A 21,801-nucleotide genomic window follows, 5' to 3' on the forward strand; every position below is an offset into this window, starting at 1 on the left:
GCTCAATCGTAATTTCGCGCAGCGCGCTGCGCTGCTAGTTGTGAGATAGATTCGAGCGATGGTGGCTGAGGAGCGAGACATGACACAGGTCTTCTTTCATTGCTCCAACGACGATGAGATCCTGATCGACCGGCGTGGAACCGCGGTTCTCGATCTCTCCGAAGCGCGCGACCACGCGACGCGCGTGATGCACGCGCTGATTTCGGCAGAGAGCGAGGAGGACTGGCGCGACTGGGTGCTTCACGTCGCCGATGACCTCGACGAGGAGATCTTCGCGGTGCCGTTCTCATCCATCCTCGGCCGCATGCATTGAGATCGAGGCCCGTGATGTTCGCGTCTGGAAATCTCCGCCTGGCTGCGTTGCGCGATCGCTGGAAGAGCTTCTTCGCGCTGGTCAGCGATCCCTACCGTCCCGAGCGCTACTACATGCGCGGCCCCGGCCCGAAATGGCGCGCCAAGTACGGAACCCGCCGTGTGACGCAGAGCTGACGCACTCATCGGCCGCCCACGCAGCGGGTCGTCCCCAACCGCATTCTTCTCGCCACATTTGTCCTTCATTTCGGCGGCGGTGAGACGAAGGGGACATCGCATGACCAGAATGCTGGCCACAACGGCGCTTGCAATCATACTCATGACATCTGCCTTGATGCCGTCAGCGCGAGCCGACGAGCATCGCGGCGGTGATGCTGCGCTCGGCGCCTTGTCGGGCGCCGTCGTGTTCGGCCCGGTCGGCGCTGTCGCAGGCGCCGTGGTCGGCTACACCGCCGGCCCTTCGATCGCCCGCTCCTGGGGCTTCCGACGCTCGCGCGCAGCCCGCTCGCAGCAGGTCCGTCGTCCGGTCCGCGACAGCCAGGCGGCAATGGTCGACTCCGCGCAGCCGCCGCAACAGGCATCGCCACGCAGTGCGCCGTCGCAACCGAGGACAGCCGCCGCTGCGCCGCCGGTCCCGCGCGGCCCCGTCGCACCGCCGGTGCAGACGCTCGAATAGACCCGCGCGTCGGCTCAATAGCCGCGGACGCGATCGACGACGTTGAGCAGCGGCTCACCGCGCAGCAGCCGCCGGGCGTTCTCGGCGACCTGCTGCGCGATCGTCTCCCAGGACGCGATCGCCGCCATGTGCGGCGTCACCAGCACGCCCGGCTCGCGCCACAACGTGTGGTCCGCAGGCAGCGGCTCCTGCTCGAACACGTCGAGCACGGCGCCGCGCAGATGACCGCTGCGCAGCAGCGCGAGCATGTCGTCCATCACGAGGTGCTCGCCGCGGCTGCACAGGATCAGCGCGGCGCCCTTCGGCAGCCGGCTCAGACGCGCCGCATCGAGCAGCCCGACCGTCGACGGCGTGAGCGGCAGCAGTGAGACCAGGATATCGGCCTCGCTGAGGAAGTCATCGAGCGCATCGGCACCGCTGAACGTCCTCACGCCTTCGAGCTGCTTGGGCGAGCGCGACCACGCGCTGACAGCGTAGCCGAGCGCGACCAGACGGCGCGCAGCGTCGGTGCCGAGCGCCCCGAGTCCGAGAATGCCGACCCTGCAATCCCCGGCCGCACGCTGCTCGTAGCGGCGCCACAGGCCGTCACGCGCATTGCCGATCACGCGGTCGAAATCACGATGAAAATACAGCGTGGCCCACAGCACGAACTCGGTCATCGCCGAGGTGATGTCGGGATCGACGATCCGGCACAACGGCACATCGGGAACGGCCGGGTCGGACAGGATGTTGTCGACGCCGGCGGCGATCGAGTGGATCAGCCGCAGCTTCGGCATCGCCGCCAGCGCGCCGGGCTCCGGCTTCCAACACACCGCAAGCTCCGCGCCGCGCGCGGCGGGCTCCGGCCAGGATGCGACGGTCACGCCCGGCAGCTCGCGCGCGAGCACCGCCTTCATCGGATCCATCAGCCCCGGGCGGCTGAGGAGTGCGACGCTGATCATGCCGGCCGCAACCCGCACCATTGCGCGACGAACATCGCGATCGAGAGCGTCGTCTTGCGCACGCTGTCGAGATCGACGCGCTCGTCGAACGCATGCGGACCGATGCCGTAGGGGCCGTAGCACAGCGCCGGAATGCCGTAATCGATCGCGTAGTAGCGCGTGTCGTTGACCGCCGTGGACAGCCGCACGTCCAGTGGCTTTTCGAACACCCGCGCATGAACCTCGGCGAGCGCGGCCTCGGCAGCGCTGCCGGGCTCGCAGACGGCGGGATCGGCCTGGAAGCCACTCCACACCAGCTCGACCGGATTCTCCGACAGGAAACTATCCGTCGCCTGCGCCTTGGCGAGGCACTGCTCGATGCCCGCCATGGCCTGTGCCGGCGTCTCGCCGGGCAGCACGCCGAGGCGGCAATCGAGATCGCACCAGGCCGGCGTCGAGCTCGCCCAGTCGCCGCCCTTGATGATGCCGACGTTGAACTTGATCGGATTCTTCACGCCCGAGAACCACGCATTCGAGGTGGCGCGCGCGTTGATCTCGTCAGTGTGCTCCTGGAAGGCGCGGATCAGATGCATCGCCGAGAGAATGGCATTGGTGCCGGTCTCCGCATAGGCGACGTGCACCGGCGTGCCGCGCACGCGCAAGCGAAACCAGATCGCGCCGACCTGGGCGCGGGTCAGCGTGTGGCCGGTCGGCTCCGGGATCAGGCACGCATCGGCCGTATAGCCGCGCATCAGGGTCGAGAGCGCGCCGTTGCCGGTGCTCTCCTCCTCGGTCACCGTCTCCACGTGAACGCGCCCGTCCGGCACGAAGCCCGCGGCCTTGATCGCATCGAGCGCGAAGATCATCGCGGAGACGCCGGCCTTCATGTCCTGCGCGCCGCGGCCGATCATCCAGCCGTCGCGCACGATGGCGTCGTAGGGCGCATCGCTCCAGAGGTCGGTCGGTCCCTCCGGCACGACGTCGATGTGGCCCTGCAAGATCAGGCTGCGGCCCTTGCCCTGGCCATCGAGGGTTGCCACCACCTGCTGCGAGCCGTCGAGCGCAATGGTGTCCATCGGCGCGGCCTTGGGATGCCGCATCAGGTCGACGTCGGCGAGGTTGAAGCGGTCGACCTTGTAGCCGCGCGCTTCGAACTCCTTCGCCAGCCAGTCCTGCACCGGCGCTTCCTCGCCGCGCAGGCTGCGAAACTGCACCAGTTGCTGCAGGAAGGCGACCTGCTGCTTGAAGTTGGCATCCACAGCGGCGGCGAGCCGCTCCATCACATCGTTCGGCACAGCCGCCGCAGTTTCAGTCACGCAAAGCCTCCAGCCTTCCCAACTCACCCTGTCCGCGTCACGCGGCCAGGCATTTCTCCAGGATCGCCAGCCCCTCGTCCACGATCGCGTCCGACGCCGTCAACGGCACGAGAATGCGGATGGTGCTCGCAGTCACGCCGCAGGATAGCAGAATGAGTCCGTTCTCGTGCGCCACGCGGGTCACGCGCTTGGTCATCTCGGCATCCGGCTCGTCGCTGCCACGCTGCTTGAGAATATCGAATGCAACCATCGCGCCAGGACCGCGCGGCCCGGAAACCGGAACCAGATTGTTGGCGCGCGAGAAGCGCTCGATCGCCGCCCTCAGCCGTTCGCCGATCGCATTGGCGCGGTCGAGCAGCTTCTCCTGCTCGAACACGTCGAGCACGGCGAGCGCGGCCGCACAGGCCAGCGGATTGCCGCCATAGGTGCCGCCGAGGCCGCCCGGCTCCGCCGCATCCATGATCGCGGCGCGGCCGATCACGCCGGACAGCGGCATGCCGCCGGCGAGACTCTTGGCGACGCAGATCAGGTCCGGCTGCACGTCGTAATGCTCCATCGCGAACATCTTGCCGGTGCGGCCGAAGCCGGTCTGCACCTCGTCGGCGATCAGCACGATGCCATGGGCGTCGCAGATCCGGCGCAGGCCGCGCATCAGCTCGGGCGGCGCCGGGTGGAAGCCGCCCTCGCCCTGCACCGGCTCGATGATGATCGCCGCGACCTGCGAGGCGTCGATGTCCGCCTTGAAGATGAAGTTGATGTAGGACAGCGTATCCTCGACTGAGACATTGCTGCCCGCGATCGGGAACGGTGCGTGCCAGACGCCCGGCAGCGGCGGGCCGAACGGCTTCTTGTACGGCATCACCTTGCCGGTCATCGCATTGGCGAGCGCGGTGCGGCCGTGGAAGGCGCCGGTGAAGGCGATGATGCCGCTGCGCCCCGTGGCGGCGCGCGCGATCTTGATGGCGTTCTCGGTCGCCTCTGCGCCGGTCGTCAGCAGGATCGACTTGGCGGGGCCGGCGATCGGCGCCAGCGCGTTCAGCCGCTCGCTCAAGCGAACGTAGGGCTCGTATTGCAGGACCTGGAAACAGGTGTGGGTGAAGCGGTCGAGCTGCGCCCGGATCGCGGCCACCACATGCGGATGGCAATGGCCGGTGTTGAGCACGGCGATGCCGCCGGCGAAGTCGACATAGCGCTTGCCTTCGACGTCCCAGACCTCGCTGTTGAGAGCGCGGTCGGCGAACAGCGGCGTCGCGTAGCTCACGCCCCTGACCACGGCCTCGTGCCGACGCGCCAGCAGTTCTTCATTCGCAGCCGAATTCGCTACCATGGCTCACCTCTCGTGCAGGATTTGAGCAGCAGGCTAGGCCGGGCAGCGACGTGATCAATCAGCTTGTTCCGCCCGACAGGTGACTTCAAGGCACCAAACAGCAAGGCACCAGACAGCCACCGATGCGCCGCTACAGCGCCAGCACCTTCTTCAGCCAGGCGCGGAGCGCCACGATGGCAGGCTCGTCCCAGCGTTCCCTGAGCGCGACGAGCTGATAGGCGCCCATGTGAACCGTCGACGGCAACACCTCGATCAGCGCGCCGCTGCGGATGTCCTCCGCGACCAGCACCTCGTTGGCGAGGGCGACGCCCTGCCCGATGCGCGCCGCCTCGATCGCCAGATGGGCATGCCACAGACGCTGGCCGCGCAAGCTGATCGGCTGGTCCAGTCCCGCCAGTTCGAACCAGCGCTCCCACTGCGCGGTGGACTCCTCGTGGATCAGCGAGGCCTTGGCGAGCCCCGTGAGCGCCGCGATCGCCGGGAAGCGCGCCAGATAGGCCGGGCTTGCGACGGGAAACACGCGCGGCCGCACCAGCGCCTCGGCCATCACGCCGCCGTTCGGCTCGAACGCCTCGGCATAGACGATCTCGGCGTCGGCCTCGCCGCGCGGCAGGTCCGGGTGCGACAAGGTCGGCTGCAGGTTGATGTCCCAGTTGCGCGGCGGTCCGCTCAGCTCGGGCAGCCGCGCCAGCAGCCGCCGGTTGGCGAGGCCGGGAATGCACCAGATGTTCAGGGTCGGCCGCGCCACCGGCCGCACTTGCGTGGTGGCGCGAGCGATGATGTCGAACGCCTGGGTGACCTCGGCATGGAACTGGCGTCCGGCCTCGGTGAGCGCCAGGCCCCGGCCCTCGGCGCGCACCAGCGCCACGCCTAGGCTGCGCTGCAGGTTCTGCAGATGCCGGGACACGACGGTGTGGCTGACGGCGAGCTCGTCACCGGCGGCGCGCACGCTGCCCTTGCGGCCGACGGCCTCGAAGGCACGCAGCGCGATGAGAGAGGGCAGTCGGGGTCGCGTCATGATCGCACAATTGTCAGCCTGCGCGATCCACGCCCTCGCCCGCTCTTGCAGCGAACCGCCACGATCTCTCGTTGCCGCAGCTGATGTCGGAGCGCCGGCCACCTTGGCGACGTCCGTTGACCGAACGCAGCCGCCCCAATCGGAGGGCTGCGTGGCGATGAGGGCGCTCACGCGCGTCAGCTCCGCTCTTAGCCTCAGCAATGCGGCGGCGCCAGCCTCGATGATGCCACAGTCGGGGGTCCACGAGCCCAACCAGGCGACCGGGTTAACGTCGAGGAAGCCTCGGCAAACAATCGTTAGCCGTCGGACCGGGACCAGCGGATTTTGCCTAAATGTTTCCACAATCCGACTTTGAATCGGCGGTGCTTCGAGCAGGAGAACCCCACATGCGGATCACCCCCGTGATCTTCGTCGGTTCGCTGGCTGCCATCGTCGCCACGGCAGCTCCCGCACTGGCGAAGAATTCCCAGACGGCCAGGGCGGACGAGCAGTCCGCCGCGACAACGCCATGCCGCGCCTACCAACAAGACCCTGATGGAACCTGGAAGGAGCTGCCCTGCCAGGGACAGACGGCGGCCGTGCCGCGGCGCCAGCAGTCGGTGACCAACACGCCGAGCAACCCCGCGCGTTAGCTGGACGCAAGATGGCAGGAGCGCGCGCGCCCCGCGCTCCGGCTTGCATCAAGATCGCAGCGCTCAATAAGGCGGCGCCTTGCGCGCCCGCTGTTCACGGCCGGCTTCGACCCACCACAACAGATCATCGGCAAAGCGCGGGAATGCGCGCGCCAGCGATTGACCCGCATCGCCCGTAGGCTTGCCGTCCGTCGAGAGCGCCTGTCCAATCGGGCCCACCGCGAGCGTGCTCGACACCACGACCATGCCCATCTCCGACAACGTGCCGTGCCAGGCGGTGGCGGCGCGCGCCCCGGACAGCCGGCCAGCGGAGTAGCTCGCGATCGCCGCCGGACGCCAGAACCATTCCTCGAGGAAGTGGTCGGTGAGATTCTTGAGCCCAGGCTGCATGCCCCAATTGTATTCGCCGGTCACGAACACGAAGCCGTCGGCCGCGCGGATCTTGGTCGCGAGCTCGGTCATGGCCGCCGGCGCCTCGCCCGGCTTGTATTCCTTGTACATGCGGTCGAGCATCGGCAGGCCGATCGCCTTGGCGTCGATCAGCTCGACGTCCTGTCCCTTGTCGCGCAGCCCATCGACGAGGAATTGCGCGAGCCGGATGCCCATCCGGTCGGAGCGGTAGGAGCCGTAGAGGACTAGGATGCGGGTGCTCATGGCGGTCAACTCCTGGCCGGACGATCCGTGCCAGTCTACCACGCCCACATTGTCATCGAAGCATTGACATCATCGAAGATCGGCATGACGCCGCGGGTCGGTCCCCAGCCAACCGGCGGCGCGTCGTTGTCGAAGCTGGCGGGGACGCTAGCGCGTCACCGTGGCCGAGGCCGAGCGTTCGGACGGACGGCCGAACACGCTGCGGCAACCGTCGCTGAGGCTGGCGCGCTGCTTCATCATGCAGGCGATGATGCGGTCGCGGTCGGGAATCTCGGACGAGCACAGCCGAAACACGTCGCCGGTGCACAGCCGCCGCTGGTCGTCCTCAGTAAAGGCGTGGCCCGCGCGCGGGCTGACGACCATGGCCAGCGCAAGCCCTGCCATTGCCACATTCAAGTTTCGCATCCTGAACAGATGAGTTCGCATCAGTGTCCCCAATTCGCCCGCTGTTTGTCCGGTTCACCCGCTGCTCCCGCATTGCCGCGAAGCAGTTGCCGCCGCAGAATCGAATGATGACACGTCGCTGCGCGCCTTCAACAAGCGCGCGTCTCGCTGCACCACTATTTTGCCGGCTGTTGCATCTTCGACTCCACGCCGCCGCCGGAACCTGTGAGGCGCCGCCAAATTGTCATTAGGCGAACGCAATCCGGCCCAGCGGCGCTCACACTCTCGCGGCGTAGTGACGACGAACCGATGGTGCTTCGGGCCATCGTCCCCAGAGTCGATGGTTGGGAGTTGAGTCATGGCGTACACGATGATCGCCGAGCGGGAGTCGCAGAAGATCCGCAAGCAGCGTGAAAGCGCGCTGATCGTGATCGCCAACGCGCAGGTAATGGAGGCCGAAGGCTGGCAGGTCGTCATCACCGACGAGGACGGCAACACCCTGCCGCTCGCCGATTTCGAAGCCACCCTCACCCAGAAATTTTCGTCCTGGTACAAGGCCAAGTCGCGGCCGGTGGTCCCGACCACGATCCCGGGGCCGAACCTGTTCGGCGAGTCCGCTGCCGACCCGGCCGAGCCGGAAGCCGTCGTAGCGGCCGAGCTTGCCGCCGAGCAGGTCGAGACAGCGGCGGCCGCCGAGGTCGATGAGGCCGAGGTCCAGGAGATCGCCGAGGACGATTTCGAGACGGCCGAGACCGCCAATGCCGCCCCGGCCGAGAAGGTCGAGCGCGACGAGATCGTGATCGAGGCCGAGGCGATGGCCGACTAGCAATATGGCCGCGCCGCAGCGCCCCCGGCGATGTCGCGCTTCGAGACGAATCGAGCGGCAGGCCCACGGCCTGGCCGATGCCCGTCGGGCGACTCAGCGCGAATTCTCCCACCACCATCGCGCATCCTGGGGGGGAGCGACCCTGAAGCCGGGATTCCCGCAAACACGATTTTCTCCATACGGATCAAGCTGATTTGGTCTGTCCAGTCCCGCCGTTGAAAATATTCTGCTTTTCCTAAATCCAAATCGATGCTCTTGTCGCGTCACCTCCCGCTCTCAGGAGGGGCGGTTCGCGGTCGTCACGGACGTGGAGCGGGAGGAGCGGTGGACGCGATGGCAGCGCAGCGCATCTTGCGCCGACGAACGCTGGCGTCGCGTACGGTCAAGTCGCGTGGTCCTGGCATCCCGCCGCTGATGCCCCCGCGGTGGCGCGCCCAAAGCGCGTCATCGTGCACGGTGACCAGAACGCCCGGCGCACCGGGGAGCGCGCGAAGCAGCCGTGAAGACCATCGCGCGGGGAATGCCGTTGTCGGCTGAACCTGTGGTGACTGCCGCCTGCTTTTTTCTGCAGGCGGGCCATGGGTTGCGGCCAGCAGCCCGGCATTCCCCGCGCCCTCTGTTCATGACGGGGGCAAAACGAACGGATCACTCGGACGCCGCGCGTCGCGAGAACGCGGGAGCATGTGCAAATGATAGAATACTTGAGGTTTGCGAAATGTCTCGGCACCCCCCCGCTGTCATTCCGGGGCGCGCGCAGCGCGAGCCCGGAATCCATACTCACGAACGGGCGTCATTGAGCGAGCTGGAGCCACCAGCACGCCTCACACGACCGCTCGTGGTTATGGATTCCGGGCTCGCGCTGCGCGCGCCCCGGAATGACGATGCTGAAAGACCGTGGCCCTACCCACCGCCGCCGTCATGCCCGCGAAGGCGGGCATCCAGTACGCCGCGGCATCTCGGTCGATCACGACCGCCTCGGAGTACCGGATCGCCCGGTCCCGTCTTCGCCCGGCGGGCTTCGACGCGACCACGAATTCGAGGGCGCGCCGCAGCATCGGCGAAGGCGGCAAGCCGGGCGATGACAGAGAGTGTGACGCGGGAGCGGACAGTCAACGCAAGCAGAAACGATCAATGCACGGCCCCAGCGACTATCCCCCTCACAGCAGCTTGGCACTCACGAACAGCGTGCGCACCGCATTGGTCGCCTGCACCGTCATGATGGCGTTGTCGGCCGCGTCCTGCAGCGCGGCCATGGCCGTGTCGTGAAGCGACTTGAACTCCATCCATTCGACGGCGTTGAGGCTGGTGAGGAATTGATGCGCCTGTCCGACCGTCGAAATCACGACCGGCTTGCCGTTCACCTTGATGTTGAAGGTGGTACGCAGACGCGTTTCCGAGTTTGCGGGATCGATCATGAGGACCTTCTGGAGGATGCGACTGCTGTCACCGCCGAGGTCGCGCACAGGTCCGGCAACAAAACGTCACTCGGTCTTCTGCGCGGTCCGCGTCGGGGTGCCAGCCTCGAGCCCGACGACGACGACGAGTCGGTTGAACTCGCCGTCATCATACGCCTTCAGGAAGCGATCGTAATTCTTGATCGACACGCAGCCGTTCGAATCGCCCTCGGGTCCCAGCATATAAGGGTGGGTCAGCAGGCCGCTCCGGCCGAGGGTCGATCCCTCCACCACGTTCATGCGCAGGGCGCGTACGCCGTGAAATGGCTTTTCTCGCGGCTTCAGGTCATAGGTGGCCGGCGGGGTCGCGCCAACCATGCGCTGATTGACGTGCTCGGGGTCGTCGCGCAGGTTGCCCATGCCGGAGTGAGCCTCGAGGCCGATGCCCGAGGGCAGATAGACCATCTTGGCCTTGATGTCGTAGACCGCCGTCCTTTCGTAGCCGAGCGCGCCGAGATCGACGCCGGAGCGCACGATGCCGCTATCGGGCCCGAGCGAGGCGAACTTGGTCGGGCTCGGCAACATGTCCGACAGCTTCTGCAGAATCGAGCGGTCGTCGACGCGGCCGACTGCTTCGGAGGCGCTGGCCGACACGAGGCTGGTCGGCAGGTTGGCCACCGATGGGCGCGGCCGCGGCAGCGGCACGCCCGGCGCGGGCATTGCGACCGTGTTACCTTCCGTCAGGGTCGGCCGCCAGTCGCTGCCGTTGAGGTCACGCGCGCCGGCATCGCGCGATTCCATGCCTTTCACCAGCGCCGCCCGAGCGTCCAGCAGTTGGCGGTCGATGCCGCGCATGGCGAAACGGTCGAGCGCCCGGATAGCGTCTTTTTCCGAATAGGCCGTCGCCGAGGCAGAGGCCGGCGCGAAGCGGGTCTCGAAGGTCATGGCCGGCGCGGCGGTCGCAGGAAGGGCGGCCGTGGCGACCGGCGGCTGCTCGCTGGTCGCATCGATCCATGCCGCTGCGCCCGCCGCGACCGCCAGTGCTGCAAGCACGAGTGCGATCGCTTCGGAGCGCCCGAAGCGGCCTTGCGACAACAGAACGTCTACGCTTGCTTCACTGGAAGCCATCACGTCCCCGATATACCCCCCTTTTCGAACACCCGTGGAAGGTGCCCGACCCCAAGGGGTACGATTCGACCCGTCATGACATAGGATGGCAAGAGTGCGGCATAATCTAGACAAAGGCCAGCCCGGATTGCTCCGGCGCCGCCGCCAGAGTCAGGCGGCTACACGACCATGCCGGATCGGGCAGACTGATGGATTGTTTCGATAATTCATATAGTTGGAGGAAATGATGGATGCCGATTGTCACGACCTCAACCGATTTGTCGACGCACAGAATTCGATATATTCGCGCGTGACCGCCGAACTTGCGGCGGGGCGGAAGCAAACCCACTGGATGTGGTTCATCTTTCCGCAGGTCGAGGGGCTGGGCCACTCCGCGATGGCGCAGCGCTATGCCATCCGCTCTCGCGCGGAGGCCGAGGCCTATCTCGATCATCCCGTGCTCGGACCGCGCCTGCGCGAATGCACCCGCCTCGTTCTGGCCGTGAGGAACAAATCGCTCCGCGAGATGCTCGGCTCGCCGGACGACATCAAGTTCAGATCATGCATGACGTTGTTTGATTCGGTCGCGCCGAACGCGGAGTTCGCTGCCGCCCTCGACCGTCATTGCAACGGCGCGCGAGATCCCGAGACAGTGGCCTTTCTGCAGCGCGGGATGCGATGAGGGAGCGTCGTCCGACATGTCGCACCGGCGTCATCGGTAGCATGCTGATGAGTCCGGAGGCCTGTGCGGCCGGATTTCGGGTGATAGCCGAACAGGAAACTTGATCGCGCCAAGATTTGCGGCTCCCATCCGCCGCATTGTTCCCACTGAGGAGACACGCTCATGAAGAAGTTTTTCCTGATTGCCGCGCTTGCGACCTTCGCCGCGGGCTCCGCCTTCGCCGAGGACAGCTGCGAGACCAAGGCGGTCGGTAAGGACGGCAAGGCGCTGGCTGGCGCTGCCAAGACCTCGTTCATGAAGAAGTGCATGGCCGAGAGCTGTGAGACCAAGGCGGTCGGCTCCGACGGCAAGAAGCTCTCCGGTGCCGCCAAGACCAGCTTCATGAAGAAGTGCGAGGCCGGCGGCTGACGCACGGCGAGCGACGACACGAGCGCCCCGCCACGACGCCGGCGGGGCCCGACAACCATCCCGCAAGTTCCATCAAAGGGGAGCGTACCGCCGGCAGCATTGACATGGTATGTTGTCAGTCGATCTCCACATCGAGCTGCTCATGCCCATTGCCCCCCTGCTGATCGTCAAACGCGCCGAGGCCTTTGCAGCGTGAGTTCTCCGGAGATCGAGGAGCTCCGCCGGCAACTGCAGGAGCTCGAAAGTGAGAATGCCCGGCTCAAGGCGCTGTTTGCCGCCGATGCCGGCAAGCGCGCACGGGCCGAGACGGCGCTGGCCGAGAGCGAGGAGCGCTATCGGACGCTGTTCAACTCGATCGATGAAGGCTTCTGCATCATCGAGTTCTTCGACGGCCCGCATGGCCCGCTGAGCGACTACGTCCACGTCGAGGCCAATCCGGCCTATGCCCTGCATGCGGGCATCCCGAACGTGGTCGGGCAGAAGGTGCGGGAGATGGTGCCGGGCGAAGCCGACGGCTGGGTCGAGCTCTATGGCGGCGTGCTGCGCACCGGCGAGCCGATCCGCTTCGAGCGCGAACTCGTCGCCACCGGCCGCCACCTGGAGCTGGCGGCGTTTCGCGTCGAGCCCGCCACGAGGCGCCAGGTCGCGGTGCTCTTTCAGGACATCACCGCGCGCAAGCGCGCCGAAGCCGCGTTGCAGGAGATCAACGACACGCTGGAGGCGCGGGTCGTCGCTGCGCTCGCCGAGCGCAAGCTGCTCGCCGACATCGTCGAAGGCACCAATGCCTTCGTGCAGGTGGTCGACATGCAGTTCCGGCTGATCGCGATCAACGGCGCCGCCGTCCAGGAATTCCAGCGCATCTTCGGCGTCCAGCCCAAGGTGGGAGATCATCTGATCGAGCTGTTCAAGGATCTTCCCGGGCACCAGGCCGCCGTCCGCGCCGTGTGGTCGCGCGCTTTGGCGGGCGAGGAGTTCGTCGAGGTCGGCGAGTTCGGCGATGCCAGCCGCGACCGCCGCTTCTACGAGTTGCGCTTCTCGGGGCTGCGCGACGCCACCGGACAGCAGATCGGCGCCTATCAATTCGCCTATGATGTCACGGAACGGCTGCGCGAGCAGGCGCGGCTGCGCGAAGCCGAGGAGGCTTTGCGGCAGTCGCAGAAGATGGAGGCGGTCGGGCAGCTGACCGGCGGGATCGCGCACGACTTCAACAATCTGCTGACCGGCATCATGGGCTCGCTCGAGATGCTGCAGACCCGGCTGCGCCAGGGCCGCTTCACCGAGGTCGACCGCTACGTCGCCGCAGCCCAGGGTGCCTCGAAGCGCGCGGCAGCGCTGACCCATCGCCTGCTCGCCTTTTCGCGCCGGCAGACGCTCGATCCCAAGCCAACCGACGTCAACCGGCTGGTGATGGGCATGGAGGAGCTGGTCCGCCGCACCGTCGGGCCGCAGATCCATCTGGAGGTCGTGACGGCCGCCGGGCTGTGGCCGGCGCTGATCGATTCCTCGCAGCTCGAGAGCGCCCTGCTCAACCTCTGCATCAATGCCCGCGACGCGATGCCCGAGGGCGGCCGGATCACGATCGAGACGGCCAACAAATGGCTCGACGACCGCGCCGCGCGCGAGCGCGACCTGCCGGCGGGCCAATACATCTCGCTCTGCGTGACCGATACCGGCACCGGAATGACGCCCGACGTGATCGAGCACGCCTTCGATCCGTTCTTCACCACCAAACCGATCGGCCAGGGCACCGGCCTCGGCCTGTCGATGGTCTACGGCTTCGCACGCCAGTCGGGCGGCCAGGTGCGGATCTATTCGGAGATCGGCCAGGGCACCACGATGTGCCTCTATTTCCCGCGCCACTATGTCGGCGAGGCTGCCGCCGCGGATCCTGCCCGTGCAGCAACCGCGGCAACGGTTCCGACGGGCAAGACCATCCTCGTTGTCGACGACGAACCGACGGTGCGCATGCTGGTGATGGAGGTGCTCGACGAGCGCGGCTATGCCGTGATCGAAGCCAAGGACGGACCGACCGGCCTCGCTGCCCTGCAATCCGATGCGCGCATCGACCTCCTGGTCACCGATGTCGGCCTGCCTGGGGGCATGAATGGCCGCCAGCTCGCCGATGCGGCGCGCGCCACCCGCGCCGATCTCAAGGTGCTGTTCATCACCGGCTATGCCGAGAACGCGATCCTGGGCAGCGGCCAGCTCGCGCCAGGCATGCAGGTGCTGACGAAGCCGTTCGACGTCGAGGCGCTGGCCAGCCGCGTGTCAGAGATGATCGAGGGCTGAGCGCGCGACCGCGGCGGCGGCATCCGTGATCAGCTGCGCAGGCCGGGCGCCTCATGACCACTCCGGGCGACGTATTCGGTATAGCCGCCGCCATATTGGTGCAGCCCGTCCGGCGTCAGCTCGAGCACGCGGTTGGAGAGCGCGGCGAGGAAGTGCCGGTCGTGCGAGACGAACAGCATGGTGCCCTCGAAGCTCGACAGCGCCGCGATCAGCATCTCCTTGGTCGCCATGTCAAGGTGGTTGGTCGGCTCGTCCAGCACCAGGAAGTTCGGCGGATCATAGAGCATCTTGGCCATCACCAGCCGGGCCTTCTCGCCCCCCGACAGCACCCGACAGCGCTTCTCGACGTCGTCACCGGAGAAGCCGAAACAGCCGGCCAGCGCGCGCAATGAGCCTTGGCCCGCCTGCGGAAAGGAATGCTCCAGCGACTCGAACACGGTCTCGTCGCCGTCCAGCAGGTCCATCGCATGCTGCGCGAAGTAGCCCATCTTGACGCTGCCGCCGATCGTCACCGAGCCGTCGTCGGGCTCGGCCGTGCCGGTGACGAGCTTCAGCAAGGTCGACTTGCCGGCACCGTTGACGCCCATCACACACCAGCGCTCCCGGCGCCGGATCATGAAGTCCAGTCCTTCATAGATGCGGCGGCTGCCATAGCTTTTCGACACGTTCTTCAGCGCGACGACATCCTCACCCGAGCGTGGCGCCGGCAGGAAGTCGAACGCCACGGTCTGGCGGCGCTTCGGCGGCTCGACGCGCTCGATCTTGTCGAGCTTCTTGACGCGACTCTGCACCTGCGCCGCATGCGATGCCCGCGCCTTGAAGCGCTCGATGAACTTGATCTCCTTGGCGAGCATCGCCTGCTGGCGCTCATATTGCGCCTGCTGCTGCTTCTCGTTCAGCGCCCGCTGCTGCTCGTAGAAGTCGTAGTCGCCCGAATAGGTCGTGAGCTGACCGGCGTCGATCTCGATGACCTTGTTGATGATGCGGTTGATGAACTCGCGGTCGTGCGAGGTCATCAGCAGCGCCCCCTCGTAACCTTTGAGGAAGTGCTCCAGCCAGATCAGGCTTTCGAGATCGAGATGGTTCGACGGCTCGTCGAGCAGCATCACGTCCGGGCGCATCAGGAGGATGCGGGCCAGCGCGACACGCATCTTCCAGCCGCCCGACAACAGGCCGACATCCTTGTCCATCATCTCCTCGGAGAAGCCGAGGCCGGCCAGCGCCTCGCGGGCGCGGCTGTCGAGGGCGTAGCCGTCGAGCTCCTCGAAGCGCGCCAGCACCTCGCCATAGCGTGCGATGATCTCGTCCATCTCGTCGGCGCGGTCCGGATCGGCCATCGCGGCCTCGAGCTCCTTGAGCTCGGCGGCGACCGACGACACCGGTCCGGCCCCGTCCATGACCTCGGCCACGGCGCTGCGGCCGCTCATCTCGCCGACATCCTGGTTGAAATAGCCGATCGAGATGCCGCGATCGGTCGAGACCTGGCCCTCGTCCGGCTGCTCGCGGCCCGAGATCATCCGGAACAAGGTCGTCTTGCCGGCCCCGTTGGGGCCGACCAGCCCGATCTTCTCGCCGCGCTGGAGGGCGGCGGAGGCTTCGATGAACAGAATCTGGTGGCCGACTTGCTTGCTGATGTTGTCGAGGCGGATCATGAGGGCTCAGGCGATGGACGGGTTGCCGCCGCTCTTAGTCGATGCGCGCCGCCGGTGGAAGGCGCAATTTTGCACCGCAACCGGCCGCACGCAACCGGCCCGATCATCGGCCCTGGGGCCGGAAATCCTGGTTGCCGAACGGCTTGTCGGTCGGGATGCGAATGGCGACGTAGCCGCGATCCATCGTCGCGTGGCAGGCATTGCAGCCTGACGTCAGCTCGGTCACCGCGGAGGCGAACCGCTTGCCATCCTTGGCGGCAATCGCATCGGAAATCGACTGGATCGGTTGGCTGAGGGTGGTCACGTTGTTCACCGGCAGACCCGAATAGAAGATCGCCGCGTCGGTCAGACTCTGTTTGAGTTGAGCGAGCTCGTAACCGGCAAGGTCCCAATTCTTGGCCTGCCCGGCGAACCACAACTTGGCGTGCCTGACCTGGATCAGATTCATGATGTCGCCGAGCCGCGGCAAATACTGGTCTGCGTTGGAGCGCGACGGCGTCGCCGCGAGCGACACGACCGAACAGGCCAGCGCAACGCCGACAACCCACTTGCGATACGTCATTCGATCCCCCGCTTCTCAGATCCGACCCACTGCCATCCAAGATGGACATACCGCTGTCCATATGCGCGGGACTTGCGATTGATCAAGAGCGGCCATTCCGGCCTGGACCCGGCCGACCACTCATTGAGAGGGGTCGACGAGTCCCAACCTCAAAACAAATGATCCGCCGAAGCGGCTGCTCCGGCGGATCATCATGTCAGCCCCTGCCCCGGGGTGTTGTGCTCGGCGTCTTAGGCTGCGGCTTTCGCGCCGGTCGGAACCATGGCGATCGTCTTCAGGACCTGAGACGCGATCTGGTAGGGGTCGCCCTGCGAGTTCGGGCGGCGGTCTTCCAGATAGCCCTTATAGGCGTTGTTCACGAACGAATGCGGCACGCGGATCGAGGCACCGCGGTCGGCCACACCCCAGCTGAAGGTGTCGATCGAAGCGGTCTCGTGCTTGCCGGTCAGACGCATGTGGTTGTCCGGACCGTACACGGCGATGTGGTCGGCGCGGGCCTCCTTGAAAGCGTCCATCAGCTTCTCGAAGTACTCCTTGCCGCCGACTTCGCGCATGTGCTTGGTCGAGAAGTTGCAGTGCATGCCCGAGCCGTTCCAGTCGGTGTCGCCGAGCGGCTTACAGTGGAACTCGATGTCGATGCCGTACTTCTCGGTCAGACGCAGCATCAGGTAGCGGGCCATCCACATCTGGTCGGCGGCGGTGCGCGAACCCTTGCCGAACACCTGGAACTCCCACTGGCCCTTCGCCACCTCGGCGTTGATGCCTTCGTGGTTGATGCCGGCCGCGAGGCAGAGGTCGAGATGCTCTTCGACGATCTTGCGGGCGACGTCGCCGACGTTCTTGAAACCGACGCCGGTGTAGTACGGACCCTGCGGAGCCGGGTAGCCGTATTCCGGGAAGCCGAGCGGACGGCCGTCCTTGTAGAAGAAGTATTCCTGCTCGAAGCCGAACCACGCGTCCGGATCGTCCAGGATGGTGGCGCGGGCGTTCGACGGATGCGGGGTCTTGCCGTCCGGCATCATGACTTCGCACATCACCAGCACGCCATTGGTGCGGGCAGCGTCGGGATACACGGCGACCGGCTTCAGCACGCAGTCGGAGCTATGGCCTTCGGCCTGCATCGTCGACGAGCCGTCGAAGCCCCAAAGAGGCAGCTGTTCCAGGGTCGGGAAAGAGGAAAATTCCTTGATCTGTGTCTTGCCGCGCAAATTCGGCACCGGCTTGTAGCCGTCGAGCCAGATGTACTCGAGCTTGTATTTCGTCATTGAGCCTCTCTGTCTTGTCGAAAGGTGGGAGCCCAGCAATCGAAGGCTCCCCGCTTACCCGGCCACGATCGGCCAGCGCACTCTTAAGCATGGAACGTGCCAAATCCATCGATGACCCTCCTCGTGCCTCGGTGCTCACCCGGAGACCGCGAGGCTCCGTACCCACTCGCCAGGGGTGCGGCAAACCAGCGCGGCCGGGTTTGCACGGAGCGCATGACGGCGCGACCAGCGTGCGAGAAACCCGCTTGTTTCATTGGCATTTGCGGCGACGCGAAAAAAGCGCCGAACAAGACAGCAGCAGTTCCCGGACATTTTCGCAAAGCTTCGCCGCCAGCCTCGCAACCTTTGATCCGGCTCAAGCGTTAATCAGCTGCCCGTTGCTTCGCAGGGGGCAAAACCATGTTTGCCCTCAAAACGCGCAATTTGTGATTTCGTTTTGATCATATTGCATTCCCCGGGGCAGCCGCCGATATCGGAACGGTAACCACAAGAGAACGAGTCGGGCGCACCATGATGGGGAGTCCGATTGAGAGGAGCCTGTTCAATGGACACAAACGTAAAAGAGGGGTCCGCAAGGATCTATCAATTCCCGCGCGGGGGGCGGGCCGGTCTCGCGCCTCGGCATCTCGGAGAAACGCCTGCGCGTCAGGCCGCTCCGTCTTTGCAGCCGGCCATCTACAGCGGCAGCTGGTATCACGACGAGGCGATTCAGGAAGCCAAGCCGGCATGGGACCGCTAATGTCGACAACTCCCGTGACGCATCTTTCGAGCCTTTGCTGAAGGGTCGGACCGCTAAGGTTCCGGCCCTTTTGCTTTCCGAGACCCTCGCCTCCTCCATCACGAGGGCGGACGCAGGTGGTTTCAAACGGATCAGCGAATGACGTACACTTGGAGTCATGTCAGCTGCGTCACCTTCGTATCCCTCCCGCCATCTCGGCCTGCAAGGGGCCAGCAATTTCAGGGATCTTGGCGGATATCCCAGCCGCGACGGCCGCCATGTGCGCTGGCGACATCTCTTCCGCTCCAACCATCTCGGTCGACTGACCGAAGCCGACGCTGCGGTCGTGCGCACACTCGGCATCCGCACGGCGTTCGATTTCCGCGGCAAGGAAGAGCGGATCGCAGGCCTCTGTGCGATCGCCGAGATCGCCGTTCATACGCTGCCGATCGAGCCCAGCGTCGTCCCTGTCCTGCGTGACCGCTGGTCGGCAGGACGTTTGACGGTGGAAGACGCCCTGGAACTGATGCGAGAGTCCTATCGCAACTATATCCGGCGCCATACGCCGCGCTTCCGCGCTCTGTTCGACCATCTGCTCGGCGATCACGCCCCGTTGGTGATTCATTGCACGGCTGGCAAGGACCGCACAGGCGTGGCCTGCGCGCTCGTGCTGTCTGCCCTCGATGTGCCCGACGAGATCATTCTCGACGATTATCTGCTCACCAACCAGCATTTTCGCCGCGACACGGCCGCCCATCCCGAGCTTCCGCAGGACGTCCTCGAGGCGATTGGCACGGTGCAGGCTTCATTCCTGGCTGCCGCTCTCGATGCCGTGCGCGAGTCGTATGGAGATATCGACAGCTATCTGCGCGAAGGCCTCGGTCTCGATGGCCCCACGCGCACTGCTCTGCAACAGCGCTACCTCACCAGCTGAGCGCTGCGCTCAGTCCGGCAGCTTGGCCGGCTGCATCGAGATCACGCGCGCCGCGGCAGATGACTTGACGGTTTTGATCATCAGTTCCAGCCGAAAGCCGAGCGCCGGCTCCTCGCTCTTGGGTTTGAAGAGAATGGCAGCAAAGCGGAGACGGCCATCGGCATCGAGCTTGACGGGCAGATCCTCACGCACGCGAAACACCCGCCCCTTCCCGGCCCGTTGCGGAGTCTTCGCGCGGACCGCCTGCTCGACCAGATCATGGAGGTTCAGGGTCACGACGTCGGGATCGCCGACCGCGTAGAAGCGGAATGAATCCGTGTCCCAGCGGCTGTTCGCGACCTCGACCACGGCGCGGCTGTCGGGCGACCAGGCGGCAATCAGATCATAGCGATTGGCACGCATCTCGCCGGTGGCCCAATAGGTGCCACCGAGCCGGCCAAGCACCGCGCCGTCCGGCAGCCTGATCAGCACATTCTCAACATCGCCGGGCGGCTCGGCCTGGCCTGTCGACAATCCCTCCGAGGTCCGCCAGCCGAAGGCCAGCTTGCCCGATGGTGAGATGGTCTCGGGAAATACGCGGATGGCATCCTTGCCATTGCCGCAAATGAAGCTTCGGTGCTGGTCCGGCACACAGGCCGCCAGGGCAGCGGCAGACGACCCTGCCAGACAGGACAGCGCAAGGAAGCTCAGCGTGGCGACGATGAAAGCCCGGTTCATGCAGTCCATGCTAACCGCAGCAGCCGTGCGACGCACGTCGCTCCGACCTCGAACGGTCGGCCGCGTGCGATTGGCGGAGATCAGGCCGCTTCGATATCCGCCGACTCGGCCGCCTCGAGCGCGTCGAGATCGGCAATGACCTCCTCAAACGCGGAGATCGCCTGCTGCACCGCTGCGATCTGCATCAACTCCCATCCGCTCACCGGGCCCGACCGGTTCTGCAATGCGACCACGAGATCCCGCCGCTGCTCTTTCAGCTGCACCAGCGGCAAACCATGGTCCGGCAGATGTCTCATCATGACAAAGCTCCAACGCCCCTCAAGCGGCATGGAAGCAGGCTAGCCGGCCGCGCTGGCGATCTGCTTACGAAACTCCGGCAAATTTTATCGATCAGGCCGGCGGCGCGGGGCTCGCCATGATGGCGTTGGCAAGGACCTCGCTCACCGTGGCGGTCGCGCATTCGCTCATATGCAGGCCATCGTCATGGCCATCATCCATGGCCCGCAACGGAATGCCGGCGTCACACCAGCCCTTCATGAGATCCCAGCGCCNGGCGTCACACCAGCCCTTCATGAGATCCCAGCGCCGGAACAGATTGACGCCCGCGGCCGAGGTAACCTCCTCGATGCGACGTTGCATGTCCCAGGCACGCGCCAGCCGCTCTGGCGGGTCGACCATCGCAGCCGTGTACTGCAGGTCCATGACGATGACATCGATCGGCAGTCGGGCCAGCCAGCCGAGGCCGTTGCGGAGCGCCGTTTCGACCTCATCGAGGTTGGAGGTCTGGTAGCGATAGACGGCGTTGGTACCGACCTGCCAGATCACCAGCGACGGCTGCTCCGCTATGACGTCGCTCTCGATGCGGGAGAGCTCTTCTGGAGCCTCCTGTCCGCCGATGCCGCGATTGAGGACGTCGATCACGCAGCCGAAATTGGCTTTCTGCTTGCGCAGCTTCTGCTCGAGCCGCGCCGGAAACGCCACGATATCGTTGGTGCCAGCGGTCGAGGACGAGCCGAGCGCCACCACGCGGGTCTTGCGCCGGGTCACGAGACCCTCGCGGAAATGCCGGATCGGATAGCGAAACGCGCTGGTAGCGTCGGGAAATCTGCAAGAGCTTGTCGCGGTCATGGTCACCTCTGACAAACCACGCCTTCTGATTGCAATTGAATGCACCGGCCGCTCAGCCATTGCAACTCGTCCGCAGGGCAATAGTATAAAAAGGAACGCTGCGGGGCGTGTGAACGGGGATCAGGGACGGAATGAACGGAGCAGTGATTGTCATCACGGGGGCGCAGGGCGCGCTCGGGCGCAGCGTGGCCGATCTCGCGCTGGCGCGTGGCGCGCATGTGGCTGGAATCGATCACGCCCAGGCCGAAATCCCTGCCAGTGACGACCGCATCGAGCTCGGAGGCGTCGATCTGTCCGATCCAGACCAGGCCAAGGTCGCAATCGACTCGGTCGCTGCCCATTTCGGCACGCTGGATGCCCTGATCAACATCGCCGGCGCATTTGCTTTCGAGAATGCCGCCGATGGCGACGACAGCGTCTGGGAGAAGATGCATGCGCGCAATCTCATGACCGCGCTGCATGCCTCCCGCGCCGCGATCCCGCATCTGGTGCGCTCCAGCACCGGCCGAATCGTCAATATCGGCGCTATGGGGGCACTGCAGGCCGGCGCCGGCATGGGCCCCTATGCCGCCTCCAAGTCCGGCGTGCATCGCTTGACCGAAGCGCTCGCGGCGGAGTGGAAGGGCAAGATCACCGTCAACGCCGTACTGCCTTCGACGATCGACACGCCGGCAAACCGCGCCAGCATGCCGAAAGCCGATTTTGACAAATGGGTGACGCCGCAGGAGCTTGCCGAGGTGATCCTGTTTCTGGCCAGCGATGCGGCAAGCGGTGTCACCGGGGCACTGATACCGGTGGTCGGCCGCGTTTAGCAGACCGCGCCCGAGCCGCAGTTCGCACTGACACGACGAGACGCATCGGGCTAGACTCGCGGCGCTTG

General features: G+C 65.8%; 25 protein-coding genes. 11 read left to right on the forward strand and 14 right to left on the reverse strand.

Features of this window, described 5'->3' with window-relative positions:
• Positions 1-79: 79 nt before the first annotated feature.
• From HL666_RS27975 to HL666_RS27985, 3 genes are all read left to right on the forward strand, one after another.
• The gene (locus HL666_RS27975; RefSeq protein WP_172109503.1) at positions 80-313 is read left to right on the forward strand and encodes a DUF6894 family protein; all 234 of its coding nucleotides are present in this window, start codon (positions 80-82) and stop codon (positions 311-313) included.
• A 14-nt stretch (positions 314-327) separates the two neighbouring features.
• The gene (locus tag HL666_RS27980; RefSeq protein WP_172184744.1) at positions 328-489 is read left to right on the forward strand and encodes a hypothetical protein; all 162 of its coding nucleotides are present in this window, start codon (positions 328-330) and stop codon (positions 487-489) included.
• A 100-nt stretch (positions 490-589) separates the two neighbouring features.
• A complete protein-coding gene (locus HL666_RS27985; RefSeq protein WP_172184746.1) occupies positions 590-988 on the forward strand; it encodes a hypothetical protein in 399 nt (132 codons plus the stop codon).
• A gap of 14 nt (positions 989-1,002) precedes the next feature.
• On the opposite strand, the gene HL666_RS27990 is transcribed toward HL666_RS27985, so the two are convergent.
• The 4 genes from HL666_RS27990 to HL666_RS28005 all read right to left on the reverse strand — a co-directional run bounded on the left by HL666_RS27990 (position 1,003) and on the right by HL666_RS28005 (position 5,569).
• The gene (locus tag HL666_RS27990) at positions 1,003-1,929 is read right to left on the reverse strand and encodes a 2-hydroxyacid dehydrogenase (RefSeq protein ID WP_172184748.1); all 927 of its coding nucleotides are present in this window, start codon (positions 1,927-1,929) and stop codon (positions 1,003-1,005) included.
• On the reverse strand, positions 1,926-3,224 hold the full coding sequence (locus HL666_RS27995) for an ArgE/DapE family deacylase (RefSeq protein ID WP_172184750.1): 1,299 nt from the start codon (positions 3,222-3,224) through the stop codon (positions 1,926-1,928). Before HL666_RS27995 ends, HL666_RS27990 begins: the two co-directional genes overlap by 4 nt.
• 37 nt (positions 3,225-3,261) lie before the next feature.
• Entirely contained in the window at positions 3,262-4,551 is a 1,290-nt protein-coding gene (gabT, locus tag HL666_RS28000; RefSeq protein ID WP_172184752.1) for a 4-aminobutyrate--2-oxoglutarate transaminase, read from the reverse strand.
• A gap of 130 nt (positions 4,552-4,681) precedes the next feature.
• A complete protein-coding gene (locus HL666_RS28005; protein WP_172109509.1) occupies positions 4,682-5,569 on the reverse strand; it encodes a LysR substrate-binding domain-containing protein in 888 nt (295 codons plus the stop codon).
• A gap of 386 nt (positions 5,570-5,955) precedes the next feature.
• Between HL666_RS28005 and HL666_RS28010 the strand changes: the two genes are divergently transcribed.
• Positions 5,956-6,201: a hypothetical protein gene (locus HL666_RS28010; RefSeq protein WP_172132085.1), complete on the forward strand. Its 246-nt coding sequence runs from the start codon at positions 5,956-5,958 to the stop codon at positions 6,199-6,201.
• 63 nt (positions 6,202-6,264) lie between these two features.
• On the opposite strand, the gene HL666_RS28015 is transcribed toward HL666_RS28010, so the two are convergent.
• A complete protein-coding gene (locus HL666_RS28015; RefSeq protein ID WP_172109511.1) occupies positions 6,265-6,855 on the reverse strand; it encodes an NADPH-dependent FMN reductase in 591 nt (196 codons plus the stop codon).
• A gap of 147 nt (positions 6,856-7,002) precedes the next feature.
• Positions 7,003-7,260: a hypothetical protein gene (locus tag HL666_RS28020; protein ID WP_246741636.1), complete on the reverse strand. Its 258-nt coding sequence runs from the start codon at positions 7,258-7,260 to the stop codon at positions 7,003-7,005.
• 337 nt (positions 7,261-7,597) lie between these two features.
• Between HL666_RS28020 and HL666_RS28025 the strand changes: the two genes are divergently transcribed.
• Complete coding sequence (locus tag HL666_RS28025) at positions 7,598-8,065, forward strand: hypothetical protein (RefSeq protein ID WP_172184754.1); 468 nt, start codon at positions 7,598-7,600, stop codon at positions 8,063-8,065.
• A gap of 1,157 nt (positions 8,066-9,222) precedes the next feature.
• Here the strand turns inward: HL666_RS28025 and HL666_RS28030 are convergent.
• A complete protein-coding gene (locus HL666_RS28030; protein WP_172109514.1) occupies positions 9,223-9,480 on the reverse strand; it encodes a hypothetical protein in 258 nt (85 codons plus the stop codon).
• A gap of 66 nt (positions 9,481-9,546) precedes the next feature.
• Positions 9,547-10,587 carry a DUF2778 domain-containing protein gene (locus tag HL666_RS28035; RefSeq protein WP_172109515.1) on the reverse strand — a complete coding sequence of 347 codons (1,041 nt, stop codon included), beginning with the start codon at positions 10,585-10,587 and terminating at the stop codon, positions 9,547-9,549.
• Positions 10,588-10,813: 226 nt separating this feature from the next.
• Here HL666_RS28035 and HL666_RS28040 point away from each other — a divergent pair, with 226 nt between their 5' ends.
• From HL666_RS28040 to HL666_RS28050, 3 genes are all read left to right on the forward strand, one after another.
• Positions 10,814-11,248: a DUF1810 domain-containing protein gene (locus HL666_RS28040; RefSeq protein ID WP_172109828.1), complete on the forward strand. Its 435-nt coding sequence runs from the start codon at positions 10,814-10,816 to the stop codon at positions 11,246-11,248.
• A gap of 162 nt (positions 11,249-11,410) precedes the next feature.
• Positions 11,411-11,656 (forward strand): hypothetical protein, encoded by a 246-nt coding sequence (locus HL666_RS28045; RefSeq protein WP_172109516.1) that lies wholly within the window; start codon positions 11,411-11,413, stop codon positions 11,654-11,656.
• Between the two features lie 192 nt (positions 11,657-11,848).
• Complete coding sequence (locus HL666_RS28050) at positions 11,849-13,945, forward strand: PAS domain-containing protein (protein WP_172132089.1); 2,097 nt, start codon at positions 11,849-11,851, stop codon at positions 13,943-13,945.
• Between the two features lie 29 nt (positions 13,946-13,974).
• Here the strand turns inward: HL666_RS28050 and HL666_RS28055 are convergent, their stop codons facing one another.
• From HL666_RS28055 to HL666_RS28065, 3 genes are all read right to left on the reverse strand, one after another.
• Positions 13,975-15,597, reverse strand: a complete 1,623-nt coding sequence (locus HL666_RS28055; RefSeq protein ID WP_172109518.1) for an ABC-F family ATP-binding cassette domain-containing protein — start codon at positions 15,595-15,597, stop codon at positions 13,975-13,977.
• Positions 15,598-15,700: 103 nt separating this feature from the next.
• Positions 15,701-16,159, reverse strand: coding sequence for a hypothetical protein (locus HL666_RS28060; RefSeq protein ID WP_172132090.1), 459 nt, complete (start codon positions 16,157-16,159; stop codon positions 15,701-15,703).
• A gap of 230 nt (positions 16,160-16,389) precedes the next feature.
• Entirely contained in the window at positions 16,390-17,424 is a 1,035-nt protein-coding gene (locus HL666_RS28065; RefSeq protein WP_172109520.1) for a glutamine synthetase beta-grasp domain-containing protein, read from the reverse strand.
• 544 nt (positions 17,425-17,968) lie between these two features.
• On the opposite strand from HL666_RS28065, the gene HL666_RS28070 reads away from it, so the two are divergent.
• Both HL666_RS28070 and HL666_RS28075 read left to right on the forward strand, forming a co-directional pair.
• A complete protein-coding gene (locus HL666_RS28070) occupies positions 17,969-18,163 on the forward strand; it encodes a DUF2735 domain-containing protein (RefSeq protein ID WP_172109521.1) in 195 nt (64 codons plus the stop codon).
• A gap of 157 nt (positions 18,164-18,320) precedes the next feature.
• Positions 18,321-19,076, forward strand: a complete 756-nt coding sequence (locus tag HL666_RS28075) for a tyrosine-protein phosphatase (protein ID WP_172184755.1) — start codon at positions 18,321-18,323, stop codon at positions 19,074-19,076.
• A gap of 9 nt (positions 19,077-19,085) precedes the next feature.
• On the opposite strand, the gene HL666_RS28080 is transcribed toward HL666_RS28075, so the two are convergent.
• From HL666_RS28080 to HL666_RS28090, 3 genes are all read right to left on the reverse strand, one after another.
• Positions 19,086-19,793, reverse strand: coding sequence for a hypothetical protein (locus tag HL666_RS28080; protein WP_172184756.1), 708 nt, complete (start codon positions 19,791-19,793; stop codon positions 19,086-19,088).
• 80 nt (positions 19,794-19,873) lie between these two features.
• On the reverse strand, positions 19,874-20,092 hold the full coding sequence (locus HL666_RS28085; RefSeq protein ID WP_009027809.1) for a hypothetical protein: 219 nt from the start codon (positions 20,090-20,092) through the stop codon (positions 19,874-19,876).
• Positions 20,093-20,183: 91 nt separating this feature from the next.
• Positions 20,184-20,981 carry an SGNH/GDSL hydrolase family protein gene (locus tag HL666_RS28090; protein ID WP_446471660.1) on the reverse strand — a complete coding sequence of 266 codons (798 nt, stop codon included), beginning with the start codon at positions 20,979-20,981 and terminating at the stop codon, positions 20,184-20,186.
• Positions 20,982-21,052: 71 nt separating this feature from the next.
• On the opposite strand from HL666_RS28090, the gene HL666_RS28095 reads away from it, so the two are divergent.
• The gene (locus HL666_RS28095) at positions 21,053-21,733 is read left to right on the forward strand and encodes an SDR family oxidoreductase (protein WP_172109525.1); all 681 of its coding nucleotides are present in this window, start codon (positions 21,053-21,055) and stop codon (positions 21,731-21,733) included.
• The last annotated feature ends 68 nt before the right edge of the window (positions 21,734-21,801 follow it).

This window comes from Bradyrhizobium aeschynomenes, from assembly GCF_013178945.1.
In the GTDB taxonomy this organism is placed as follows: domain Bacteria; phylum Pseudomonadota; class Alphaproteobacteria; order Rhizobiales; family Xanthobacteraceae; genus Bradyrhizobium; species Bradyrhizobium aeschynomenes.

Excerpts from the sequence above, each read along its gene's own strand:
- HL666_RS28060 (WP_172132090.1), bottom strand. The coding sequence starts at position 16,159 with ATGACGTATCGCAAGTGGGTTGTCGGCGTTGCGCTGGCCTGTTCGGTC.
- HL666_RS28020 (WP_246741636.1), bottom strand. The coding sequence starts at position 7,260 with ATGCGAAACTTGAATGTGGCAATGGCAGGGCTTGCGCTGGCCATGGTC.
- HL666_RS28010 (WP_172132085.1), top strand. The coding sequence starts at position 5,956 with ATGCGGATCACCCCCGTGATCTTCGTCGGTTCGCTGGCTGCCATCGTC.
- HL666_RS27990 (WP_172184748.1), bottom strand. The coding sequence starts at position 1,929 with ATGATCAGCGTCGCACTCCTCAGCCGCCCGGGGCTGATGGATCCGATG.
- HL666_RS28035 (WP_172109515.1), bottom strand. The coding sequence starts at position 10,587 with ATGGCTTCCAGTGAAGCAAGCGTAGACGTTCTGTTGTCGCAAGGCCGC.
- HL666_RS28085 (WP_009027809.1), bottom strand. The coding sequence starts at position 20,092 with ATGATGAGACATCTGCCGGACCATGGTTTGCCGCTGGTGCAGCTGAAA.
- HL666_RS28095 (WP_172109525.1), top strand. The coding sequence starts at position 21,053 with ATGAACGGAGCAGTGATTGTCATCACGGGGGCGCAGGGCGCGCTCGGG.
- HL666_RS27985 (WP_172184746.1), top strand. The coding sequence starts at position 590 with ATGACCAGAATGCTGGCCACAACGGCGCTTGCAATCATACTCATGACA.
- HL666_RS28065 (WP_172109520.1), bottom strand. The coding sequence starts at position 17,424 with ATGACGAAATACAAGCTCGAGTACATCTGGCTCGACGGCTACAAGCCG.
- HL666_RS28070 (WP_172109521.1), top strand. The coding sequence starts at position 17,969 with ATGGACACAAACGTAAAAGAGGGGTCCGCAAGGATCTATCAATTCCCG.
- HL666_RS28040 (WP_172109828.1), top strand. The coding sequence starts at position 10,814 with ATGGATGCCGATTGTCACGACCTCAACCGATTTGTCGACGCACAGAAT.
- HL666_RS28030 (WP_172109514.1), bottom strand. The coding sequence starts at position 9,480 with ATGATCGATCCCGCAAACTCGGAAACGCGTCTGCGTACCACCTTCAAC.
- HL666_RS28005 (WP_172109509.1), bottom strand. The coding sequence starts at position 5,569 with ATGACGCGACCCCGACTGCCCTCTCTCATCGCGCTGCGTGCCTTCGAG.
- HL666_RS28075 (WP_172184755.1), top strand. The coding sequence starts at position 18,321 with ATGTCAGCTGCGTCACCTTCGTATCCCTCCCGCCATCTCGGCCTGCAA.
- gabT (WP_172184752.1), bottom strand. The coding sequence starts at position 4,551 with ATGGTAGCGAATTCGGCTGCGAATGAAGAACTGCTGGCGCGTCGGCAC.
- HL666_RS27980 (WP_172184744.1), top strand. The coding sequence starts at position 328 with ATGTTCGCGTCTGGAAATCTCCGCCTGGCTGCGTTGCGCGATCGCTGG.
- HL666_RS28015 (WP_172109511.1), bottom strand. The coding sequence starts at position 6,855 with ATGAGCACCCGCATCCTAGTCCTCTACGGCTCCTACCGCTCCGACCGG.
- HL666_RS28045 (WP_172109516.1), top strand. The coding sequence starts at position 11,411 with ATGAAGAAGTTTTTCCTGATTGCCGCGCTTGCGACCTTCGCCGCGGGC.
- HL666_RS28055 (WP_172109518.1), bottom strand. The coding sequence starts at position 15,597 with ATGATCCGCCTCGACAACATCAGCAAGCAAGTCGGCCACCAGATTCTG.
- HL666_RS28025 (WP_172184754.1), top strand. The coding sequence starts at position 7,598 with ATGGCGTACACGATGATCGCCGAGCGGGAGTCGCAGAAGATCCGCAAG.
- HL666_RS27975 (WP_172109503.1), top strand. The coding sequence starts at position 80 with ATGACACAGGTCTTCTTTCATTGCTCCAACGACGATGAGATCCTGATC.
- HL666_RS28080 (WP_172184756.1), bottom strand. The coding sequence starts at position 19,793 with ATGAACCGGGCTTTCATCGTCGCCACGCTGAGCTTCCTTGCGCTGTCC.